Below are 20,786 nucleotides of genomic sequence, written 5' to 3'. Positions count from 1 at the left end.
ATATTCCAGGCCAGAAGTTATTCCGGCAGCCTAATGGGTTGGTCAGTATTTGTCAGTGTGTGAGACTTCAATGATGCGTTTTCGCTGCCTGTGGGTTATCGGCTGTTTGTGGTTTCCCTTGATGAGTTGGGCGGCTTCCGCGCCACCGACGCACGTCGCGCCCTTGTCGCCCCAGCAGCAACAGTGGCTGGCAGCGCACGGCGAATTGCGCGTGGGGCTGGTGTTGCAGGCGCCTTACGCGCAATACGATCGCCGCTTGCAGCGCCTGTCCGGGGTTAACGTCGAGTTGATGAAATGGCTGGCCAAAGCCCTCAAGGTCGAGCTGAGCTGGCGTAATTTCCCCGACCTTGCGCAACTGGAAGCCGCCGCGCGCGAGGGTGAAATCGACATCGCCCCCGGGCTGACGCAAACGCCCGCCGGCCTGCGGTTCTGGCAATTCTCCGACCCCTACATGCGGGTGCCGCAACTGGTGGTCAGCGACCAGAAAAGTACCGGCGCGGTGGAGCTGGAAAAACTCGACAGCCAAACCCGCGTCGCTGTGCGCATGCCCAGTGCGACGGCCGACTATCTGCGCGGCAACTATCCCCATCTGAACCTGCAAGGCGTACCGATCGAGCGCCAGGCATTGCAATTGTTGCTGAGTCAGCAGGCCGGTTATGCCGTGGTCGATGAAGCGCAATTGGGGCGGCTGTCCGTCGAACCTGAGTTCGCCGGGCTGGTCGTGGTGGGTGACATCGGCTTGCCGCAATTGCTGCGAGTGGCCACGCGGCGGGACCAACCGGAACTGGCCGGCATCGTCGAAAGCGCGCTGCGGGCGATCCCGGCCAAGGACCTGGAGCAACTGCACAACCAATGGCTGCAACCCAAGTACCCTCGTCTGACCGAATCCCGGGGATTCTGGCAAAACCTCTGCCTGCTGATGGCGGTATTGATGCTGAGCAGCATGGCCATCGTGTTCTGGCAGCGCCGCCAGCAACACAGTCTGGAGCAGCGTCTATTGGCAGCACGCGAGGACATTGCCCTGCGCGAGGCCAGCGAAGAGGCGTTGCGCCTCACGCAATTTTCCATCGATCAGAGCACCGTCGGCATCCTCTGGGTCAACTGGGACAGCCACGTGCGCTACGCCAACCGCGCGGCCGAAACCATGCTCGGGTATCCGGCCGGCGGCATTATGGATAGGCCGTTGATCGACTTCGAGCCGGGCCTGCATATGGACCGTTGGCTGAACCTGTGGAAGCGTGCCCGGGCCAGCGAAGAAGGGCCGCAAAGTTTCGAAACCAACTGTGTTCGAGCGGATGGCAGCATCCTGCCGACCGATGTTTCGTTGAGCTTTCTGCGCTTTCGCGGTGGTGAATACCTGGTGGTCTACCTCAACGACGTCACCGAACGTCGGCGCGCCTTGGCGGCGTTGCAGGAAAGTGAAGCGCGGTTGCAGGGGATTGCCGCCAACGTTCCGGGATTGGTCTTTCGCCTGGAACGGGCGCCAGTCACAGGGCAGATCGACTTTGCCTACATCAGTGAAGGCAGCGAGAGCCTGTCGGGTTATTCGCCGGCGACCCTGGCCCATCGCGACAAAGGCCTGCGCAGTCTGGTGCATCCGGACGACAAAGCCAGCTATCACCAGACTCAGGACCATGCGCTGGATACGGACAGCGACTGGTCGTGGCAGGGGCGGATCCTCACTCGTTCGGGCGAGCAGCGCTGGGCCGAGATCAAGGCCATCACCCGCCGGCTCGAAGACGGCGCCTATGTCTGGGACGGGATTGTCTGGGACATCAGCGAGAGCAAGCGCATCGAACTTGAACTGGCCAGTTCCCGCGAGCAACTGCGTGAACTGTCCGCTCACCTGGAGAGCGTGCGGGAAGAGGAAAAGGCCCGCATCGCCCGGGAGGTCCACGACGAGCTTGGTCAGATGTTGACCGTGCTCAAGCTGGAAACCTCCATGTGCGAATTGGCCTACGCCCAGCTCGACCCCGGTCTGAATGAGCGCTTGAACAGCATGAAACGCCTGATTGCGCAGCTGTTCCAACTGGTACGCGATGTGGCGACCGCGTTGCGACCGCCGATTCTCGATGCCGGGATCGCGTCCGCCATCGAATGGCAGGCCCGGCGTTTCGAGGCGCGCACGCAGATTCCGTGCCTGGTGCAGGTGCCGGAGAACCTGCCGATGCTCAGTGATGCCAAGGCCATAGGGCTGTTCCGAATCCTTCAGGAAGCGCTGACCAATGTCATGCGTCATGCCCAGGCGCATACTGTCGAACTGACGTTGGCGCTGGAAGGCGACGAGTTGTGTCTGACGGTCAGCGATGATGGCGTAGGATTTATTCCCGCCACGGGCAGGGCGACTTCCTTTGGTGTGGTCGGCATGCGCGAGCGGGTGTTGATCATGGGCGGGCAGTTGTCGCTTGAGAGTGAGCCGGGAGAGGGTACGACGTTGATTGTCCGTGTGCCGGTGGATGAAGTCTGAAGCCTGCCTGTTGTCTGTAGTGACGCCTTCGCGGGCAAGCCACGCTCCCACAGGGACAATGTGAACAACACAAACCCTGTGGGAACGTGGCTTGCCCGCGAATGATCTTGAACCTGGAGAAGAACGTGATCCGTGTACTGGTAGCCGAAGACCACACCATCGTCCGTGAAGGCATCAAGCAACTGATTGGCCTGGCCAAGGACTTGCTGGTGGTGGGGGAGGCGAGCAATGGTGAGCAGTTGCTCGAAACCTTGCGGCATGTGCCCTGCGAAGTGGTGTTGCTGGACATCTCCATGCCGGGCGTCAATGGTCTGGAGGCGATCCCACGGATTCGTGCGCTGAACAATCCGCCGGCCATCCTGGTGCTGTCGATGCACGACGAGGCACAAATGGCCGCCCGGGCGTTGAAGGTCGGCGCGGCGGGTTACGCGACCAAGGACAGCGATCCGGCGCTGCTGCTGACGGCGATCCGCAAAGTCGCGGCGGGCGGTCGTTACATCGACCCGGACCTGGCGGACCGCATGGTCTTCGAAGTCGGCCTGACCGATTCGCGGCCGCTGCACTCATTGCTCTCGGAGCGTGAATTCTCGGTGTTCGAACGCCTGGCCCAGGGCGCCAACGTCAACGACATCGCCCAGCAACTGGCCCTGAGCAGCAAAACCATCAGCACCCACAAGGCGCGGCTGATGCAGAAACTCAACATCACCTCCTTGGCGGAACTGGTGAAGTACGCCATGGAACACAAACTCCTCTAAGGCCCACCGCAGTCCCAATGTGGGAGCGGGCTTGCTCGCGAAGGGGCCGTGTCAGTCGACATCAATATTGCCTGACGCACCGCTTTCGCGAGCAAGCCCGCTCCCACAGGAATCTCGTCGTCATATCCATTTGCGACATTCCTCCAACATCGCTTTTGCCCGGTTTCGCGGGTCGCAGCTTGAACCTCGCCATTGCCCCTATCCATCCCCGCCATCCTTGTAGGGCAATCCCTACCCCCAACCTTCCATCCCGCTGAGGCGATTCTCTCCTGCGCCCCGATTTGCGCGCTCCCCACCGTCCACTAGGCTTAGTCCACAGCAGTCATCAACAAAAAAGGTGTGGGTATGAGCCAGGTCGATTCAAGTGCAGGGGCCAATGACATTCTGGTCAGCTTTCGTGGAGTGCAAAAAAGCTACGACGGCGAGAACCTGATCGTCAAAGACCTCAACCTGGAGATTCGCAAAGGCGAGTTCCTCACCTTGCTCGGGCCGTCCGGCTCCGGCAAGACCACCAGCCTGATGATGCTCGCCGGTTTCGAAACACCCACCGCCGGTGAAATCCAGCTGGCCGGGCGCTCCATCAACAACGTGCCGCCGCACAAGCGCGACATCGGCATGGTGTTCCAGAACTACGCGTTGTTCCCGCACATGACCGTCGCGGAGAACCTGGCGTTCCCGCTGACCGTGCGCGGTTTGAACAAGAGCGACGTCAGCGACAAGGTCAAAAAAGTCCTGAGCATGGTCCAGCTCGACGCCTTCGCTCAACGCTATCCGGCACAACTGTCCGGCGGTCAGCAACAGCGTGTGGCCCTGGCCCGCGCCTTGGTGTTCGAACCGCAACTGGTGCTGATGGACGAACCCCTCGGCGCACTGGACAAACAACTGCGCGAACACATGCAGATGGAAATCAAACACCTGCACCAGCGCCTCGGCGTGACCGTGGTCTACGTGACTCACGACCAGGGTGAAGCCCTGACCATGTCCGACCGCGTGGCGGTGTTCCATCAGGGCGAGATCCAGCAGATCGCCGCGCCGCGCACCCTCTATGAAGAGCCAAAAAACACCTTCGTGGCCAATTTCATCGGCGAGAACAACCGCCTCAACGGCCGCTTGCACAGTCAGACCGGCGACCGTTGCATCGTCGAACTCGGTCGCGGTGAAAAGGTTGAAGCGCTGGCGGTCAACGTCGGCAAGACCGGCGAACCCGTCACGCTGTCGATTCGGCCTGAGCGCGTGAGCCTCAATGGCTCCAGCGAGTCCTGCGTCAACCGCTTCTCAGGGCGGGTGGCGGAGTTCATCTATCTGGGCGACCACGTCCGGGTTCGCCTGGAAGTCTGCGGCAAGACCGACTTCTTCGTTAAACAACCGATTGCCGAGCTCGATCCCGCGCTCGCTGTTGGGGATGTGGTACCGCTTGGCTGGCAGGTCGAACACGTTCGCGCGCTCGACCCGCTTCTAGAGGCGCATTGATCGCCCCCCTGCTTCAACAACACCAACCCTGCACGTGGAGAGAACAATAAATGTTGAGATCCCTGAAATTCACCGCTTTGGTCATGGGCATGATCGGTGCGGCACACGCGATGGCGGCGGGCCCGGACTTGACCGTGGTGTCCTTTGGCGGGGCGAACAAGGCAGCGCAGGTCAAAGCCTTCTACGCACCGTGGGAAGCGGCAGGCAACGGCAAGATCGTGGCGGGCGAATACAACGGTGAGATGGCCAAGGTCAAAGCCATGGTCGACACCAAGAGCGTGTCCTGGGACCTGGTGGAAGTTGAGTCGCCAGAACTGTCTCGCGGTTGCGACGAAGACATGTTCGAGCAACTTGATCCTGCGCTGTTCGGCAAATCCGAAGATTACGTCAAGGGCGCGATTCAGCCTTGCGGCGTAGGTTTCTTCGTGTGGTCGACCGTGTTGGCCTACAACGCCGACAAACTGGCTTCCGCACCGACCAGTTGGGTGGATTTCTGGGACACCAAGAAATTCCCGGGCAAGCGCGGCCTGCGTAAAGGCGCCAAATACACCCTGGAATTCGCACTGATGGCCGACGGCGTTGCGCCGAAAGACGTCTACAAAGTGCTGGCCGGCAAAGACGGTCAGGATCGCGCATTCAAGAAACTTGATGAGCTCAAGCCAAGCATTCAGTGGTGGGAAGCCGGCGCACAGCCGCCGCAATACCTCGCGTCCGGTGACGTGGTCATGAGCTCGGCCTACAACGGCCGGATCGCCGCCGTGCAGAAAGAAAGCAATCTGAAAGTCGTGTGGAACGGCGGTATCTACGACTTCGACGCATGGGCCATTCCAAAAGGTCTGGATAAAGCACGCGCTGAAGCGGCGAAGAAATTCATCGCGTTCTCGGTGGCGCCGCAGCAGCAGAAGACCTACTCGGAAAACATCGCTTACGGCCCAGCCAACATTCAAGCCGTACCGTTGTTGGCCAAGGATGTCCTGAAAGACATGCCGACCACCCCGGAAAACATCGCCAACCAGGTGCAGATCGACGTCAGCTTCTGGGCTGACAACGGCGAGCAACTGGAACAGCGCTTCAACTCCTGGGCTGCGAAATAAGACCACCCCGTGGGCTTATCCACTCCTGTAGGAGCGAGGCTTGCCCGCGAAGGCGTCGGTACATTCAACATCGATGTTGACTGACACACCGTCTTCGCGGGCAAGCCTCGCTCCTACAGGGGGGATGTGTAGTTATCAAGAACAGAGGTGGCTTGCCTTCCTTTGTAACGATCAAAGATTTCCGGAGTACGCCATGGCCACCGCCATTCCCCTGAACGCGGGCACTGATCCCACCTTGAAGCAGCGGCTCAAGCACGCCGAGCGGATCAACCGCTGGAAGGCCCAGGCCTTGATCGCGCCCCTGGTGCTGTTTCTGTTGCTGGTGTTCCTGGTGCCGATCGTGGCGCTGCTCTACAAAAGCGTTGGTAACCCTGAAGTGGTCGGCGGCATGCCGCGCACTGTGGCGGCCATCGCCAGTTGGGACGGCCGCGGTCTGCCCGCAGAACCGGTGTACAAAGCGGCCAGCGAAGACCTCGCTGAAGCCCGTAAGAATCAGACCCTGGGCGACCTGTCCAAGCGCTTGAACATGGAATTGGCCGGCTACCGCAGCCTGCTGACCAAAACCGCCCGCGCCTTGCCGTTCGCCACTGAACCGGCTTCTTATAAAGAAGCGCTGGAAGGCCTCGACGAACGCTGGGGCGATCCGGCCTATTGGCAGGCAGTGCGCCGCAACACCAGCAATATCACACCGTACTACTTGCTGGCGGCTGTCGATCATCGCATCGACGACCTCGGCGAAATCGCCCCAGCCACCCCCGACCAGGCGATCTACCTCGACATCTTCGCCCGCACGTTCTGGATGGGCCTGGTTATCACCTCGATCTGTCTGTTGCTGGCGTATCCCTTGGCTTACTTGCTGGCGAACCTGCCGTCACGCCAAAGCAACCTGCTGATGATTCTGGTGTTGCTGCCGTTCTGGACCTCGATCCTGGTGCGGGTGGCCGCGTGGATTGTGTTGCTGCAATCGGGCGGACTGATCAACAGCGGCCTGATGGCGCTGGGCATCATCGATAAACCGCTGGAACTGGTGTTCAACCGCACAGGCGTCTACATCTCGATGGTGCACATCCTGCTGCCATTCATGATTCTGCCGATCTACAGCGTGATGAAAGGTATTTCGCCGACCTACATGCGCGCCGCGATTTCCCTCGGCTGCCACCCGTTCGCCAGTTTCTGGCGGGTGTACTTCCCGCAGACCTATGCCGGTGTCGGCGCCGGTTGCCTGTTGGTGTTCATCCTCGCCATCGGCTACTACATCACCCCGGCCTTGCTGGGCAGCCCGAACGATCAGATGGTCAGCTACTTCGTCGCCTTCTACACCAACACCAGCATCAACTGGGGCATGGCGACTGCACTCGGTGGGCTGCTGCTGTTGGCGACCGTGGTGCTTTATCTGATTTACAGCTGGCTGGTGGGCGCCAGTCGCCTGCGCCTGAGCTAAGGGGAGAATGAAATGCTGAGTCCTTATATGTCGCCCATTGAGCGGGTGTGGTTCTACAGCTTGCGGATTCTCTGCGGCTTGATTCTGTTGTTTCTGATTCTGCCGGTGCTGGTGATCATTCCGCTGTCGTTCAATTCGGGCAGTTTCCTGGTCTATCCGCTGCAAGGCTTCTCGCTGCACTGGTACCAGGACTTCTTCGCCTCGGCGGAATGGATGCGGGCATTGAAGAACAGCATCATCGTCGCTCCGGCGGCGACGGTGCTGGCGATGATCTTCGGGACGCTGGCGGCAATCGGCCTGACTCGGGGGGATTTCCCGGGCAAGGCGCTGGTCATGGCCCTGGTGATTTCGCCGATGGTGGTGCCGGTGGTGATCATCGGTGTGGCGAGCTACTTGTTCTTTGCTCCGCTGGGCCTGGGCAATAGCTTCTTCTCGCTGATCGTGGTGCATGCGGTGTTAGGCGTGCCGTTTGTGATCATTACCGTGTCGGCGACCTTGCAGGGGTTCAACCATAACCTGGTGCGCGCCGCTGCCAGTCTGGGGGCTTCGCCCCTGACGGCGTTCCGCCGGGTGACGTTGCCGCTGATTGCGCCGGGTGTGATCTCGGGTGCGCTGTTTGCCTTCGCGACGTCGTTCGATGAAGTGGTGGTGACGCTGTTCCTCGCCGGTCCCGAACAAGCGACCTTGCCTCGGCAGATGTTCAGCGGTATCCGCGAAAACCTCAGTCCTACGATTGCTGCGGCGGCGACCTTGCTGATTGCCTTCTCGGTGATCCTGTTGCTGACCCTGGAATGGCTGCGCGGCCGCAGCGAAAAACTGCGCACCGCCCAGGTCTGACTGGCTTTTGATTTTGTAGGAGCGAAGCTTGCTCGCGAAGAGGCCATAACATTCAGCATCGATGTTGGCTGACATACCCCCTTCGCGAGCAAGCTTCGCTCCTACATTAGATTTGTATTGTTCCCATGTTGGGTCATTCATAGGCTGAATAGCAGACAAACCCCAATCCCCAGCTACTATTGTGCCCAGCTCCCCTATTCATAAGAGGCTGCGCACGATGAGTCTTTCCTCTTTCAAAATTGCTCACAAACTGATCACCGGCGCAGGTGCCATCGAGCAGCTGGCCGCCGAACTCACCCGCCTGGATGTCGACAACCCGTTGATCGTCACCGACGCGGCGCTGGTCAAGTCCGGCACGGTCGAGCTGGCACTGGCGCAGTTGGGTGATCGGACCTACGAGATCTTCGACCGTGTGCTGCCAGACCCGGAAATCGCCATCGTCGAAGACTGTATGCGGGTTTACCGCGAGGGCGGGCATGACGGTCTGATCGGCCTCGGCGGCGGCAGTGCCATCGACATCGCCAAAAGCGTCGCGGCCTACGCCGGTTACCACGGTGCGCTGGAGGATTTGTTCGGCGTCGACCAGGTGCCGCGCAAAGGTCCGCCGCTGATCGCCATCCCGACCACGGCCGGCACCGGTTCGGAGGTGACCAATGTGGCGATCCTCTCCGACAAGGTCGCGCAGCTGAAGAAGGGCATTGTCAGCGACTATCTATTGCCGGACGTGGCGCTGGTCAGTCCGCAAATGACCCTGACCTGCCCGCGCAGCGTCACTGCCGCCAGTGGCGTTGACGCGCTGGTGCATGCCATCGAATCCTACTTGTCGGTCAACGCCTCGCCGATCACCGACGCCCTGGCCATCGGCGCCATCAAGCTGATCGCCAAAGCGCTGCCCAAGGCCTACGCCAATCCGTGTAACCTGCAAGCCCGCGAAGACATGGCCACCGCCAGCCTGATGGCCGGCATGGCCTTCGGTAATGCCGGGGTCGGTGCGGTGCATGCGCTGGCGTATCCGCTGGGCGGGCGTTTCAACATTGCTCATGGCGTCAGCAACGCCTTGCTGCTGCCGTATGTCATGACCTGGAACAAAATGGCCTGCGTCGAGCGCATGCAGGATATTGCCGAGGCCATGGGGGTGAAGACTGCCCACCTGAGCGCCAATGAAGCGGCAGACAAAGCCGTGGAGGCGATGACCGCATTGTGCGCGGCGGTAGAGATTCCGCCAGGGCTGCGCAGTTTCGGTGTTCCCGAGGATGCGATCCCGGCCATGGCCGTGGAAGCCGCGGGGATCGAGCGCCTGATGCGCAACAATCCACGCAAATTGAGCGCCGTCGATATCGAGAAGATCTACCGAGCGGCGTACTGATCATCGCGGCCACGTCGCGCGCGTCAAAGCATGAGGTATACAATGCGCGCCATCGTGATTCTGCTCAAAAAAGGTGCGTCATGCAGCCCTTCGTCATTGCTCCGTCGATTCTCTCCGCCGACTTCGCCCGCCTGGGTGAAGAAGTGGACAACGTCCTGGCCGCCGGCGCCGACTTCGTGCACTTCGATGTCATGGACAACCACTACGTGCCGAACCTGACCATCGGCCCGATGGTCTGCGCCGCGCTGCGCAAGTACGGCGTGACCGCGCCGATAGACGCTCACCTGATGGTCAGCCCGGTGGACCGCATCGTCGGTGACTTCATCGAGGCCGGTGCGACCTACATCACCTTCCACCCGGAAGCCACGCAGCACGTCGACCGTTCCTTGCAACTGATCCGCGAGGGCGGCTGCAAGTCCGGCCTGGTGTTCAACCCGGCAACGCCGCTGGACGTACTCAAGTACGTGATGGACAAGGTCGACATGATTCTGCTGATGAGCGTCAACCCGGGTTTCGGTGGGCAGAAGTTCATCCCCGGTACACTCGACAAGCTGCGTGAAGCGCGTGCGCTGATCGATGCCTCCGGCCGTGACATCCGCCTGGAAATCGACGGCGGCGTCAACGTGAACAACATTCGTGAAATCGCCGCTGCTGGCGCTGACACCTTCGTCGCCGGCTCGGCGATTTTCAATGCACCTAACTACCAAGAGGTGATTGAAAAGATGCGTTCCGAACTGGCGCTGGCCCGTCCATGAGTGGTTTTGAGCAGCTGTTCCCGGGGCGTCTGCCGCGGCTGGTGATGTTCGATCTGGATGGCACGCTGGTCGATTCGGTCCCCGACCTCGCGGTGGCCGTGGATAACATGCTGCTCAAAATGGGGCGTGAGCCCGCCGGCCTCGAGTCGGTGCGTGAATGGGTCGGCAACGGCGCGCCGGTGCTGGTTCGCCGTGCGCTGGCCGGTGGCATTGACCATTCGACGGTCGACGACGGTGAAGCCGAGGGCGCACTGGAGATTTTCATGGAGGCTTACAGCGAGAGCCATGATCTGACCGTGGTCTATCCCGGCGTGCGTGACACCTTGAAATGGCTGCACAAACAGGGCGTGGCGATGGCGTTGATCACCAACAAGCCGGAGCGCTTTGTCGCGCCGCTGCTGGATCAGATGAAAATCGGCCGTTACTTCAAATGGATCATTGGCGGCGACACCTTGCCGCAGAAGAAGCCTGACCCGGCTGCGCTGTTTTTTGTGATGAAAATGGCCAACATTCCGGCCTCGCAATCGCTGTTTGTCGGCGACTCTCGTAGCGATGTGCTGGCGGCGAAAGCGGCAGGGGTCAAGTGTGTGGCCCTCAGCTACGGTTACAACCATGGCCGGCCGATTTCGGAAGAGTCGCCGGCGCTGGTGATCGACGATCTGCGCAAGCTAATTCCCGGTTGCCTGGATCCAGCCGCTGAGATAACGTTGCCCGACGTTGCTCAATCCCCTTCTGGAAATCCGATCGTGGTGGTCACTCGCAAACTCTGGATGAAAGTCATCAAGGCCCTGGCCCGCTGGCGTTGGCGCGCCTGACTTGTTCCTGGCCGGCCTGCCGGCGCGTTTGCATACCTGACTGTTAGACCCTCAAGCCACGAGGCTACCCCATGATCCGCGAAGAATTCCTGCGTTTGGCCGCTGCCGGCTACAACCGTATCCCGATGGCCTGTGAAACCCTGGCCGACTTCGACACGCCGCTGTCGATCTACCTGAAACTGGCCGACGAGCCCAACTCCTACCTGCTGGAATCGGTGCAGGGCGGGGAGAAGTGGGGTCGTTATTCGATCATCGGCCTGCCGTGCCGCACTGTGTTGCGGGTTCACGATCACCACATCAGCGTGACCCACGACGGCGTCGAGATCGAAAGCCATGAGGCGGAAGATCCACTGGCCTTCGTCGAAGAATTCAAAGCCCGCTACAACGTACCGACCATCCCGGGCCTGCCGCGCTTCAATGGCGGTCTGGTGGGTTACTTCGGTTATGACTGCGTGCGCTATGTGGAGAAGCGTCTGGGCAAGTGCCCGAACCCGGATCCGCTGGGCGTGCCAGACATTCTGCTGATGGTTTCCGACGCGGTGGTGGTGTTCGACAACCTCGCCGGCAAGATGCACGCAATCGTTCTGGCCGACCCTGCGCAGGCCGACGCCTTCGAGCAAGGCCAGGCGCGCCTGGAAGAATTGCTGGAAAAACTTCGCCAACCGATTACTCCGCGCCGTGGCTTGGATTTCAGCAAGCAACAGTCGGCTGATCCGGTGTTCCGTTCGAGCTTCACCCAGGACGATTACGAAAAAGCCGTCGATACCATCAAGGAGTACATCCTGGCCGGTGACTGCATGCAAGTCGTGCCGTCCCAGCGCATGTCGATCGACTTCAAGGCGGCGCCGATTGATCTGTACCGGGCGCTGCGTTGCTTCAACCCGACGCCTTATATGTACTTCTTCAACTTCGGCGACTTCCACGTCGTCGGCAGTTCGCCGGAAGTGCTGGTGCGGGTCGAGGACAACCTGATCACCGTGCGCCCGATTGCCGGCACTCGCCCACGCGGGGCCAACGAAGAGGCCGACCTGGCGCTGGAAAAAGACCTGCTGTCGGACGACAAGGAAATCGCCGAGCACTTGATGTTGATCGACCTCGGTCGCAACGACACGGGCCGGGTCTCGGAAATCGGTTCGGTGAAACTGACCGAGAAGATGGTCATCGAGCGTTATTCCAACGTGATGCACATCGTCTCCAACGTTACCGGCCAATTGAAGGCCGGGCTGACGGCGATGGACGCGCTGCGGGCGATTCTGCCGGCGGGCACGTTGTCGGGCGCGCCGAAGATTCGTGCGATGGAAATCATCGACGAACTGGAGCCGGTCAAGCGGGGCGTCTATGGCGGGGCGGTAGGCTACTTTGCCTGGAACGGCAACATGGACACCGCCATTGCGATCCGCACCGCGGTGATCAAGGACGGCGAGCTGCACGTGCAGGCCGGTGGCGGCATCGTCTCCGACTCTGTGCCAGCGCTGGAGTGGGAAGAAACCCTGAACAAGCGCCGTGCGATGTTCCGCGCCGTGGCCCTGGCCGAACAAACCCCGGACGCTTGAGTTCACGCAAAAAACTGTGGGAGCGGGCCTTTGTGGCGAGGGAGCTTGCTCCCGCTGGCCTGAGAAGCAGGCCCAATCGACGACTGCTTCGCAGCCGAGCGCGAGCAAGCTCGCTCGCCACAATAAGTGTTCAGCATAAAAAAACGCGGCGCCTGTGAGGGCGCCGCGTTTTTTTTGCCCGATGTTTAGAAGTCCAGCGCAACGCCTACGTTAATGCCCTGCTGGGTAAAGTCATCATCCTTGCGAATGTCATAACTCGCCCGTAAAGCCAGATCCTTGGTGAGGTTGTGGCTCACGCCCAGGTTCAAACGGTTCAGGTTGGTCTGCGGGGTGTAGCCGGCCAGGGTGTAGCGGTTGTTCGGCAGGCTGTTGAGGTTCATGGTCACATCCTGGGTATCGTCGTTGTACTCACGCTCGTGAGCCAGTTCGCCGAACACCTGGGTCTGCGAAGTGATCTGGTACTTGCCCTGGAAGCCAATGCCAAGACGTCGGGAAATGCGCGATTGGTCGTCGAATGTCAGCGCGGTGGAGTCGGCGCCGTTTTCCGAGTAACCGTCGACTTCTACTTTGGCGAAATCAGCGCTCACGAATGGCGACAGATGCCACGGGCTGCTCGCCAACGGCGCGATGTCGTACCCCACACGACCGCTGAAAGCCACCAGGTAACCGTCGGTGTCGCCTTTCTCCCCGCGTTCATTGACCCCCAGCTGGAATTTGCGTTTGAGGCTGTCGTAATCCAGATGCCCGGCGGTCACTGCCGCGTCACCCCACCAGCGATTCTGCTGGTACTGGGCGAACGCCGTACCCATGTACGTGTTCAGCTTGTAGTCCGAGTCGTTGTCGCCGGCTTCGAGCTTCTGGTTGTAGAAGCCCGCCGCCAGACCTACGCGCCATGCATCGTTGAGCCGGTAGCTGCCGCCGATGTTCAGGTTGGCGCCATTGCCGTCAGCACTGGCGCCACTGCGCTGGCTGTCGAAGTCCTGATGCTGGCCGCCACCGGCAACAATCGCCCGCCATTGACCCACGCCTTGCCAGTTTTCCCAATCGGCCAGCCATTGGTTGCGCAACTCATCCTGATGGGAACGCAAAGTACCTTGGGCCATTTGTGGCAACAGGGTTGCTTCCCATGGCGCGGCCAGCAGCGAGTAAGCGTAATCGGCAATAAGACGCTGTCCGGCTTCGGTCGGGTGCACCGAGTCGTTGTAGATCAGCTTGGTCGGGTCCGGCGTAGCGCTGTTGATGCCGTAACGGGCGTTCTCGGTGCAACTGTCGCCGCTGAAGCATGTGGCGCTCAGGTTCTGGTCGGTGGCCAGGCCGAACTGCGCCGGGTTGGCAAACGTCTCTTTGAGCAGCACCGGAATGTTCAGCGGGATGACGTTGGCATTGACATTTTGCAGTTGGCTCACCAGTTCGGTGTTGAACTGAGCACTGAGCTGAGACGTGAACGCTTGCAACGGGGTGCCGTTGAAGGCCGGGGTAAAGCCAATGTCCGGCAGCAACCAGACCATGATGTAGCGGGCACCGGCCTGTTGCAGGGTTTGCACGCTGCTGACCAGGCGATCGGCGGCGGCGCTGGCCTGGGGCAGACTGGTCACGCGACCTTGCAGGAAATCGTTGCCACCGCCCGACAGGTAATACAGCGCATTCGGGTCGGCGCGGAAGTTGTTCGACGGCAGGTAGCCTGCCCGGGTGCGATCGCCCGTGGCGGAGGTGCTGGTGATCGAATCGAGAATCTGGTCGGTACGATAACCGCCGACGGCCCAGTTGTTGCCATCGGGCTGGCCATTGCTGGCGCGTACAGCCGAGGACGATGAGGCTGTCTGATCCGCTGAGAACCCCAGTTTCCCCCCCAGGATCTGCGTGGAGTTGAGCGAGCGGACTTCACCGTTGCCATCCAGGTAAACCGGCCCCGTCCGGTTGGTAAAGCGCTCAGTCGAGCCAGCTGGCCCGCCTGTGTCGGCAAAGGTCCCGGCATCGTTGAGACTGTCGCCGAAGACGACGAAATTGGAGTAAGGATTAGGCGCGGCGATCGCCTGGGCGCAGGCCGCGGCGAGCAAGCATCCTGCGAGCGGTACAAACAACGTCTGTTTGATCATGAGCAAGTCCGTTTATTTATTGTTGTAGTGAACGAAACGACAGTACCAAAAACTTCCGGCCTTTTGCCATCGGTCGCGAACCCTTCGATTGTTTCGCGAGCAGTAGCCCCGGCCATATTGCACGCTCTGCCCAGCTAAGTTACTGTGCCGAGACGTATGAATGAGACCTTCCCCGTGTTGATCATCAGCAAACTTCTGGATCAAGTCATCAAGGCACACGCCCGCTGGCGTTGGCGCGCCTGAATTCTTTTGCCGGCCCCGCCGGACCTGTACCGCTTTGCCTTCTTTACCCGTATGACATACCGCTTTGCTGGCGCACCTGGCGACTGACAAAGCGCAGGACGCTGCGGGTAATCATTCGAAGGCTGTATTTAAAGTCAGTGGATTCAAGAGGTTACAACCGCCATGTTGCTGATGATCGATAACTACGACTCTTTTACTTACAACGTTGTGCAATACCTCGGTGAGCTCGGCTCCCAGGTCAAAGTCGTGCGCAACGATGAACTCACCATTGCCGACATCGAAGCCCTCAACCCTGAGCGCATCGTCGTGTCCCCCGGTCCTTGCACTCCGACCGAAGCCGGCATCTCGCTTGATGTGATCAAGCATTTCGCCGGCAAACTGCCAATTCTAGGCGTCTGCCTCGGCCACCAGTCCATCGGCCAGGCTTTTGGCGGTGATGTGGTCCGCGCCCGGCAAGTGATGCACGGTAAGACTAGCCCGGTATTCCACGAGGACAAGGGCGTATTCGAAGGCCTGAATCGTCCGCTGACGGTGACGCGCTATCACTCGCTGATCGTCAAGCGCGAAACCCTGCCGGATTGCCTGGAACTGACCGCCTGGACCCAGCTCGAAGACGGCTCGGTCGACGAGATCATGGGCCTGCGCCACAAGACATTGAACATCGAGGGTGTACAGTTCCATCCCGAGTCTATCCTCACCGAGCAGGGCCACGAGCTGTTCGCAAATTTCCTCAAACAAACCGGCGGCACGCGCTAAGGACTTTTCATGAATATCAAGACAGCCCTGAGCCGTATCGTCGACCACCTCGACCTCAGCACCGATGAGATGCGCGATGTGATGCGCGAAATCATGACCGGGCAATGCACGGATGCGCAGATCGGCGCGTTCATGATGGCCATGCGCATGAAGAGCGAAAGCATTGATGAGATCGTCGGTGCGGTGTCGGTCATGCGCGAGCTGGCTGACAAGGTCGAACTCAAGACCCTCGACGGTGTAGTCGATGTGGTCGGCACCGGCGGTGATGGTGCGAACATCTTCAACGTCTCGACGGCTTCCTCCTTCGTGGTGGCAGCAGCCGGTTGCACTGTGGCCAAGCACGGTAACCGTGCGGTATCGGGCAAAAGCGGCAGCGCGGACTTGCTGGAAGCGGCCGGTATCTACCTGAACCTGACCCCAGTGCAGGTGGCGCGCTGCATCGACAACGTCGGCATCGGTTTCATGTTTGCCCAGACCCATCACCGTGCCATGAAGTACGCTGCTGGCCCGCGCAAGGATCTTGGTCTGCGTACCCTGTTCAACATGCTCGGCCCGCTTACGAATCCGGCCGGCGTGAAACATCAGGTGGTGGGCGTGTTCAGTCAGGCGTTGTGCCGGCCATTGGCCGAAGTCTTGCAGCGCTTGGGTAGCAAGCACGTGCTGGTGGTGCACTCGAAGGATGGCCTGGACGAATTCAGTCTGGCGGCGCCGACTTACGTGGCAGAACTGAAGAATGACCAGATCACCGAATATTGGGTCGAGCCAGAAGACCTGGGCATGAAGAGCCAGAGCCTGCACGGCTTGGCAGTGGAAAGTCCGGCGGCGTCCCTCGAGCTGATTCGTGATGCCCTGGGCAAGCGCAAGACCGAATTCGGCCAGAAAGCCGCCGAGATGATCGTGCTCAATGCCGGTGCGGCGCTGTACGCCGCCGACCTGGCGACCAGTTTGAAAGAAGGCGTTGCCCTGGCGCACGATGCGCTGCACACCGGCCTCGCTCGGGAAAAACTTGAGGAGTTGGGTGCATTTACCGCGGTATTCAAAGTGGAGAATGAGGGATGAGTGTACCGACGGTTCTGGAAAACATTCTGGCCCGCAAAGTCCAGGAAGTTGCCGAGCGCAGCGCCCGTGTGAGTCTGGCGGAGCTGGAAAGTCTGGCCAAGGCGGCCGATGCACCCCGTGGTTTTGCCAAGGCATTGATTGCTCAGGCCAAGTTGAAACAGCCGGCCGTCATTGCTGAAATCAAGAAAGCTTCGCCGAGCAAAGGCGTGATCCGCGAGCACTTCGTTCCCGCTGACATCGCCAAAAGCTACGAGAAGGGCGGCGCGACGTGCTTGTCGGTGCTGACCGATATCGATTACTTCCAGGGCGCCGATGCTTATCTGCAACAGGCGCGGGCGGCGTGCAACCTGCCGGTGATCCGCAAGGATTTCATGATCGACCCGTACCAGATCGTCGAAGCCCGGGCCTTGGGCGCTGACTGCGTGCTGTTGATTGTCTCCGCGCTGGACGACGTGAAAATGGCCGAGCTGGCGGCCGTGGCCAAAAGCGTCGGTCTTGATGTGCTGGTGGAAGTTCACGATGGCGACGAGCTGGAGCGGGCCTTGAAAACCCTCGACACGCCGCTGGTCGGCGTGAACAACCGAAACCTGCACACCTTCGACGTCAGCCTGGAAACCACGCTCGACCTGCTGCCACGTATCCCGCGTGATCGCCTGGTGATTACTGAAAGCGGCATTCTCAACCGGGCGGATGTGGAACTGATGGAAATCAGCGACGTGTATGCGTTCCTGGTGGGCGAGGCATTCATGCGCGCGGAAAGCCCGGGCACCGAGTTGCAGCGTTTGTTCTTTCCTGAGCGTGGCGGCCCGGTCAGTGGTTTGACCCTCGACTGAGTGCAGGCAGTAAAACCGCGGTGCCCCCTTCGCGAGCAAGCCCGCTCCCACATTTAATCGGCGTTGTCTGGATGGACGCTGACTAATGTGGGAGCGGGCTTGCTCGCGAAGAGGCCCTCAAATTCCCCAAACACTTTATGCCTGGTGGAGTAGTCCATGACCCAGCCGACCAATCTGACCGTCGAAGCCGGCTTGCTCGCCGAACAGGATCTGCTGGCCCATGTGTGCACCGGCGATTCAGACTTCGGCTTGATGTTCTGGCAACCCAGTGACCGGGCTTTGGTCATGCCCCGACGCCTGAATCGTCTACCCGGCTTCGAAGATGCCTGCGAAGTCTCAGCCGCCGCCGGTTGGCCGGTGCTGTTGCGTGAGACCGGCGGTGAGCCGGTGCCGCAATCGGCATCCACCATCAATATCGCCCTTGTCTACGCACCCCCGCGTAGCGAAGGCGATCAAAACCGGATCGAAACCGCTTACCGCCGACTCTGCGACCCGATCTGTCAGTTACTGGATGAGATGGGCGGCGTTTCGTCATTGGGCGAAGTCGACGGCGCATTCTGCGATGGCCGTTTTAACGTCAATCTCGACGGCCGCAAGATGGTCGGCACCGCTCAGCGCTGGCGCCAGAGCAAGGGCGGCACGCGTCCGGTCGGGTTGGTGCACGGTGCGTTGTTGCTGGATAACGAACGTGAATCGATGGTCGCCGCAGTCAATCGCTTCAATGAAGCCTGCGGCCTTGAGCAGCGAGTGCGCGCCGAAAGCCACATTGCCCTGCATGAGAAATTTGCCGCGCCCGATGTGTTGGAACGGCTCGACACGCTTTATCGCCAGGTGCTGGCGGACATGCTCGGGGCTTGAGTTTTCGAGCTTAGCGCGTACCGAAGACCACCATGGTCTTGCCTTTGACGTCCACCAGGTTGCGTTCTTCCAGATCCTTGAGCACGCGACCGACCATCTCCCGTGAACAACCGACAATCCGCCCGATCTCCTGGCGGGTCACTTTGATCTGCATGCCGTCCGGGTGGGTCATGGCATCTGGCTGTTTACACAGTTCCAGCAGGCAGCGGGCGACGCGACCGGTTACGTCGAAGAAGGCCAGGTCGCCGACCTTGCGCGTGGTATTGCGCAGACGCTGTGCGATTTGTCCGCTGAGCACGTAAAGAATGTCTGGATCCTGCTGGGACAGTTCGCGGAATTTTGCGTAGCTGATTTCCGCCACTTCGCACTCGATCTTCGCGCGTACCCAAGCGCTACGCTCCTGCTCGAGTCCCGCTTGTTCAAACAGACCCAACTCACCGAAAAAGTCCCCGGAGTTCAGGTAGGCAATGATCATTTCACGGCCGTCATCATCCTCGATCAGGATCGTCACCGAGCCCTTGATGATGAAGAACAGCGTTTCCGAGCGATCACCGGCACAAATGATGTTGCTCTTGGCCGCATAACGACGGCGCTGGCAATGCATCAACAGCTTGTCGAGGTTTTTGATTTTTGGGGTTGGGGCAATAGCAACCATGGTTGTATCCCGAAAATGGCTTCACGGTGTGTTTGGTTTTTTTATGAGTCGCTGAGGGTTGCGGCAAAGGCTGGCCATGCGCCAGCGAATTGGCGCCAGCTTAACAGACACTTCCTGCAATATTCGAAAATTTCCTACGCTCTGGAAGGTTATGCCCTACAAATGCAGGGCACTGTCAATCCGGGGCCCTGTGCTAAGCTGGCGACCCTTTTTTAAGCAGTGGAGTCTGGCGATGAAGGCACGCATCCAATGGGCTGGCGAAGCCATGTTCCTCGGTGAATCCGGCAGTGGTCACGTCGTGGTCATGGACGGTCCGCCCGATGCAGGCGGTCGCAACCTGGGTGTCCGGCCGATGGAAATGCTCCTGCTGGGTGTCGGCGGTTGCAGCAATTTCGACGTGGTCAGCATCCTTAAAAAGTCCCGTCAGGCCGTCGAAAGCTGTGAAGCTTTCCTCGAAGCCGAGCGCGCGACCGAGGACCCGAAAGTCTTCACCAAGATCCACATGCACTTCGTGGTCAAGGGCCGTGGGTTGAAAGAAGCCCAGGTCAAACGCGCAATCGAACTGTCCGCGGAGAAGTATTGCTCGGCTTCGATCATGCTGGGCGCGGCTGGCGTGGCCATTACCCACGACTACGAAATCATCGAACTCGGTTGAATCGACATTCAACTATCATAAAAGCAGTGCAGACTCTGGCGATCCCAAGCTGACGTCTGCATAATGCGCCACTTTTTTCAGGGTAGTGGCCCGTCATCGACAGGCTGCGAACCCGAACAGACAACCAAAATCGCCATCGCGAAGAGGTGTTAACCGTCCTACGCAGCTGCGTTGTTCGCATCTGACGGGCATGCTTGATCACGCGGCCCGGGCCGCAATACATAGAGAGTTTTTAACGGTGAAAAGCAAACTCAAGCTCCACGGGTTCAATAACCTGACAAAGACCTTGAGCTTCAACATCTATGACATCTGCTACGCGGAAACCCCGCAAGACCAACAGGCTTACGTCGAGTACATCAATAAAGAGTACAACGCGAAACGCCTGACGCAGATCCTCACGGAAGTTGTCGATATCATTGGTGCCAACATCCTGAACATTGCCAGTCAGGACTACGAACCCCAGGGCGCCAGCGTCACGATTCTGATCTCTGAAGAGCCGGTAACCCCGACCGACAGCCAGATCGAAGAATCGCCGGGCCCGTTGCCCGAGATTATCCTGGCCCACCTCGACAAGAGCCACATCACGGTGCACACCTACCCGGAGATCCATCCGGACGACGGCATTGCGACATTCCGTGTGGACATTGACGTGTCGACCTGTGGCGTCATTTCACCGCTTAAAGCGCTCAACTTCCTGATTCACCAGTTCGATTCGGACATCGTGACCGTGGATTATCGCGTGCGCGGCTTCACCCGTGACGTGGAAGGCAAAAAGCACTTCATCGACCACGAGATCAACTCGATCCAGAACTACCTGTCCGAAGACACCCGCGGCGCGTATCAGATGACCGACGTGAACGTGTACCAGGAAAACCTGTTCCACACCAAAATGTTGCTGAAGAACTTCGAACTGGATGACTACCTGTTCGGCGATGCCACCAGCAACCTGTCCTCCGAGCAGCGTGCGCAGGTGACTGACCGTGTGAAACACGAAATGCTGGAAATCTTCTACGCGCGCAACGTGCCGAACTAAGATTTTCGAACACAAAAAAGGCGACTACCTCACGGCAGTCGCCTT

At 59.9% G+C, this 20,786-nt stretch carries 18 protein-coding genes; 16 read left to right on the top strand and 2 right to left on the bottom strand.

Annotation, left to right across the window (positions count from 1 at the left end):
• Positions 1-70 precede the first annotated feature (70 nt).
• From ACA068_RS26695 to trpE, 10 genes are all read left to right on the top strand, one after another.
• Complete coding sequence (locus tag ACA068_RS26695) at positions 71-2,467, top strand: PAS domain-containing sensor histidine kinase (protein WP_497305895.1); 2,397 nt, start codon at positions 71-73, stop codon at positions 2,465-2,467.
• A 101-nt stretch (positions 2,468-2,568) separates the two neighbouring features.
• Positions 2,569-3,222, top strand: a complete 654-nt coding sequence (locus ACA068_RS26690; protein WP_178082239.1) for a response regulator — start codon at positions 2,569-2,571, stop codon at positions 3,220-3,222.
• A gap of 345 nt (positions 3,223-3,567) precedes the next feature.
• Positions 3,568-4,692 (top strand): ABC transporter ATP-binding protein, encoded by a 1,125-nt coding sequence (locus ACA068_RS26685; RefSeq protein ID WP_497305892.1) that lies wholly within the window; start codon positions 3,568-3,570, stop codon positions 4,690-4,692.
• A 50-nt stretch (positions 4,693-4,742) separates the two neighbouring features.
• On the top strand, positions 4,743-5,786 hold the full coding sequence (locus ACA068_RS26680) for an ABC transporter substrate-binding protein (RefSeq protein WP_497296324.1): 1,044 nt from the start codon (positions 4,743-4,745) through the stop codon (positions 5,784-5,786).
• 193 nt (positions 5,787-5,979) lie between these two features.
• Positions 5,980-7,227 carry an ABC transporter permease gene (locus tag ACA068_RS26675; protein WP_497305890.1) on the top strand — a complete coding sequence of 416 codons (1,248 nt, stop codon included), beginning with the start codon at positions 5,980-5,982 and terminating at the stop codon, positions 7,225-7,227.
• Positions 7,228-7,239: 12 nt separating this feature from the next.
• A complete protein-coding gene (locus ACA068_RS26670; RefSeq protein ID WP_064119279.1) occupies positions 7,240-8,064 on the top strand; it encodes an ABC transporter permease in 825 nt (274 codons plus the stop codon).
• 217 nt (positions 8,065-8,281) lie between these two features.
• A complete protein-coding gene (locus ACA068_RS26665; protein WP_497305888.1) occupies positions 8,282-9,430 on the top strand; it encodes an iron-containing alcohol dehydrogenase in 1,149 nt (382 codons plus the stop codon).
• 80 nt (positions 9,431-9,510) lie between these two features.
• Positions 9,511-10,185, top strand: coding sequence for a ribulose-phosphate 3-epimerase (gene rpe / locus ACA068_RS26660; protein ID WP_008035979.1), 675 nt, complete (start codon positions 9,511-9,513; stop codon positions 10,183-10,185).
• Entirely contained in the window at positions 10,182-11,000 is an 819-nt protein-coding gene (locus ACA068_RS26655; protein ID WP_497305886.1) for a phosphoglycolate phosphatase, read from the top strand. The genes rpe and ACA068_RS26655 overlap by 4 nt, the downstream gene beginning before the upstream one ends.
• 71 nt (positions 11,001-11,071) lie before the next feature.
• Positions 11,072-12,553, top strand: a complete 1,482-nt coding sequence (gene trpE / locus ACA068_RS26650) for an anthranilate synthase component I (protein ID WP_497305884.1) — start codon at positions 11,072-11,074, stop codon at positions 12,551-12,553.
• A 185-nt stretch (positions 12,554-12,738) separates the two neighbouring features.
• Here trpE and estP read toward each other — a convergent pair whose 3' ends face one another.
• Positions 12,739-14,649, bottom strand: a complete 1,911-nt coding sequence (gene estP / locus ACA068_RS26645) for an esterase EstP (RefSeq protein WP_497305882.1) — start codon at positions 14,647-14,649, stop codon at positions 12,739-12,741.
• A 405-nt stretch (positions 14,650-15,054) separates the two neighbouring features.
• Between estP and ACA068_RS26640 the strand changes: the two genes are divergently transcribed.
• The 4 genes from ACA068_RS26640 to ACA068_RS26625 all read left to right on the top strand — a co-directional run bounded on the left by ACA068_RS26640 (position 15,055) and on the right by ACA068_RS26625 (position 18,398).
• Positions 15,055-15,648 carry an aminodeoxychorismate/anthranilate synthase component II gene (locus ACA068_RS26640; RefSeq protein WP_219096892.1) on the top strand — a complete coding sequence of 198 codons (594 nt, stop codon included), beginning with the start codon at positions 15,055-15,057 and terminating at the stop codon, positions 15,646-15,648.
• 9 nt (positions 15,649-15,657) lie between these two features.
• Positions 15,658-16,707: an anthranilate phosphoribosyltransferase gene (gene trpD / locus ACA068_RS26635; protein WP_497305880.1), complete on the top strand. Its 1,050-nt coding sequence runs from the start codon at positions 15,658-15,660 to the stop codon at positions 16,705-16,707.
• The gene (trpC, locus tag ACA068_RS26630; protein WP_497305878.1) at positions 16,704-17,540 is read left to right on the top strand and encodes an indole-3-glycerol phosphate synthase TrpC; all 837 of its coding nucleotides are present in this window, start codon (positions 16,704-16,706) and stop codon (positions 17,538-17,540) included. Before trpD ends, trpC begins: the two co-directional genes overlap by 4 nt.
• A 156-nt stretch (positions 17,541-17,696) precedes the next feature.
• Positions 17,697-18,398 (top strand): lipoate--protein ligase family protein, encoded by a 702-nt coding sequence (locus tag ACA068_RS26625; protein WP_497305876.1) that lies wholly within the window; start codon positions 17,697-17,699, stop codon positions 18,396-18,398.
• Positions 18,399-18,408: 10 nt separating this feature from the next.
• Here the strand turns inward: ACA068_RS26625 and crp are convergent, their stop codons facing one another.
• Positions 18,409-19,053, bottom strand: a complete 645-nt coding sequence (crp, locus tag ACA068_RS26620) for a cAMP-activated global transcriptional regulator CRP (RefSeq protein ID WP_008027103.1) — start codon at positions 19,051-19,053, stop codon at positions 18,409-18,411.
• A 232-nt stretch (positions 19,054-19,285) separates the two neighbouring features.
• Here crp and ACA068_RS26615 point away from each other — a divergent pair, with 232 nt between their 5' ends.
• Both ACA068_RS26615 and speD read left to right on the top strand, forming a co-directional pair.
• Positions 19,286-19,708 carry an OsmC family protein gene (locus ACA068_RS26615; RefSeq protein ID WP_007941657.1) on the top strand — a complete coding sequence of 141 codons (423 nt, stop codon included), beginning with the start codon at positions 19,286-19,288 and terminating at the stop codon, positions 19,706-19,708.
• Between the two features lie 238 nt (positions 19,709-19,946).
• The gene (gene speD, locus ACA068_RS26610; protein ID WP_094470371.1) at positions 19,947-20,741 is read left to right on the top strand and encodes an adenosylmethionine decarboxylase; all 795 of its coding nucleotides are present in this window, start codon (positions 19,947-19,949) and stop codon (positions 20,739-20,741) included.
• The last annotated feature ends 45 nt before the right edge of the window (positions 20,742-20,786 follow it).

The organism is Pseudomonas sp. LBUM1660 (genome assembly GCF_059695935.1).
This window is presented reverse-complemented; position numbering and strand designations above follow the sequence as displayed.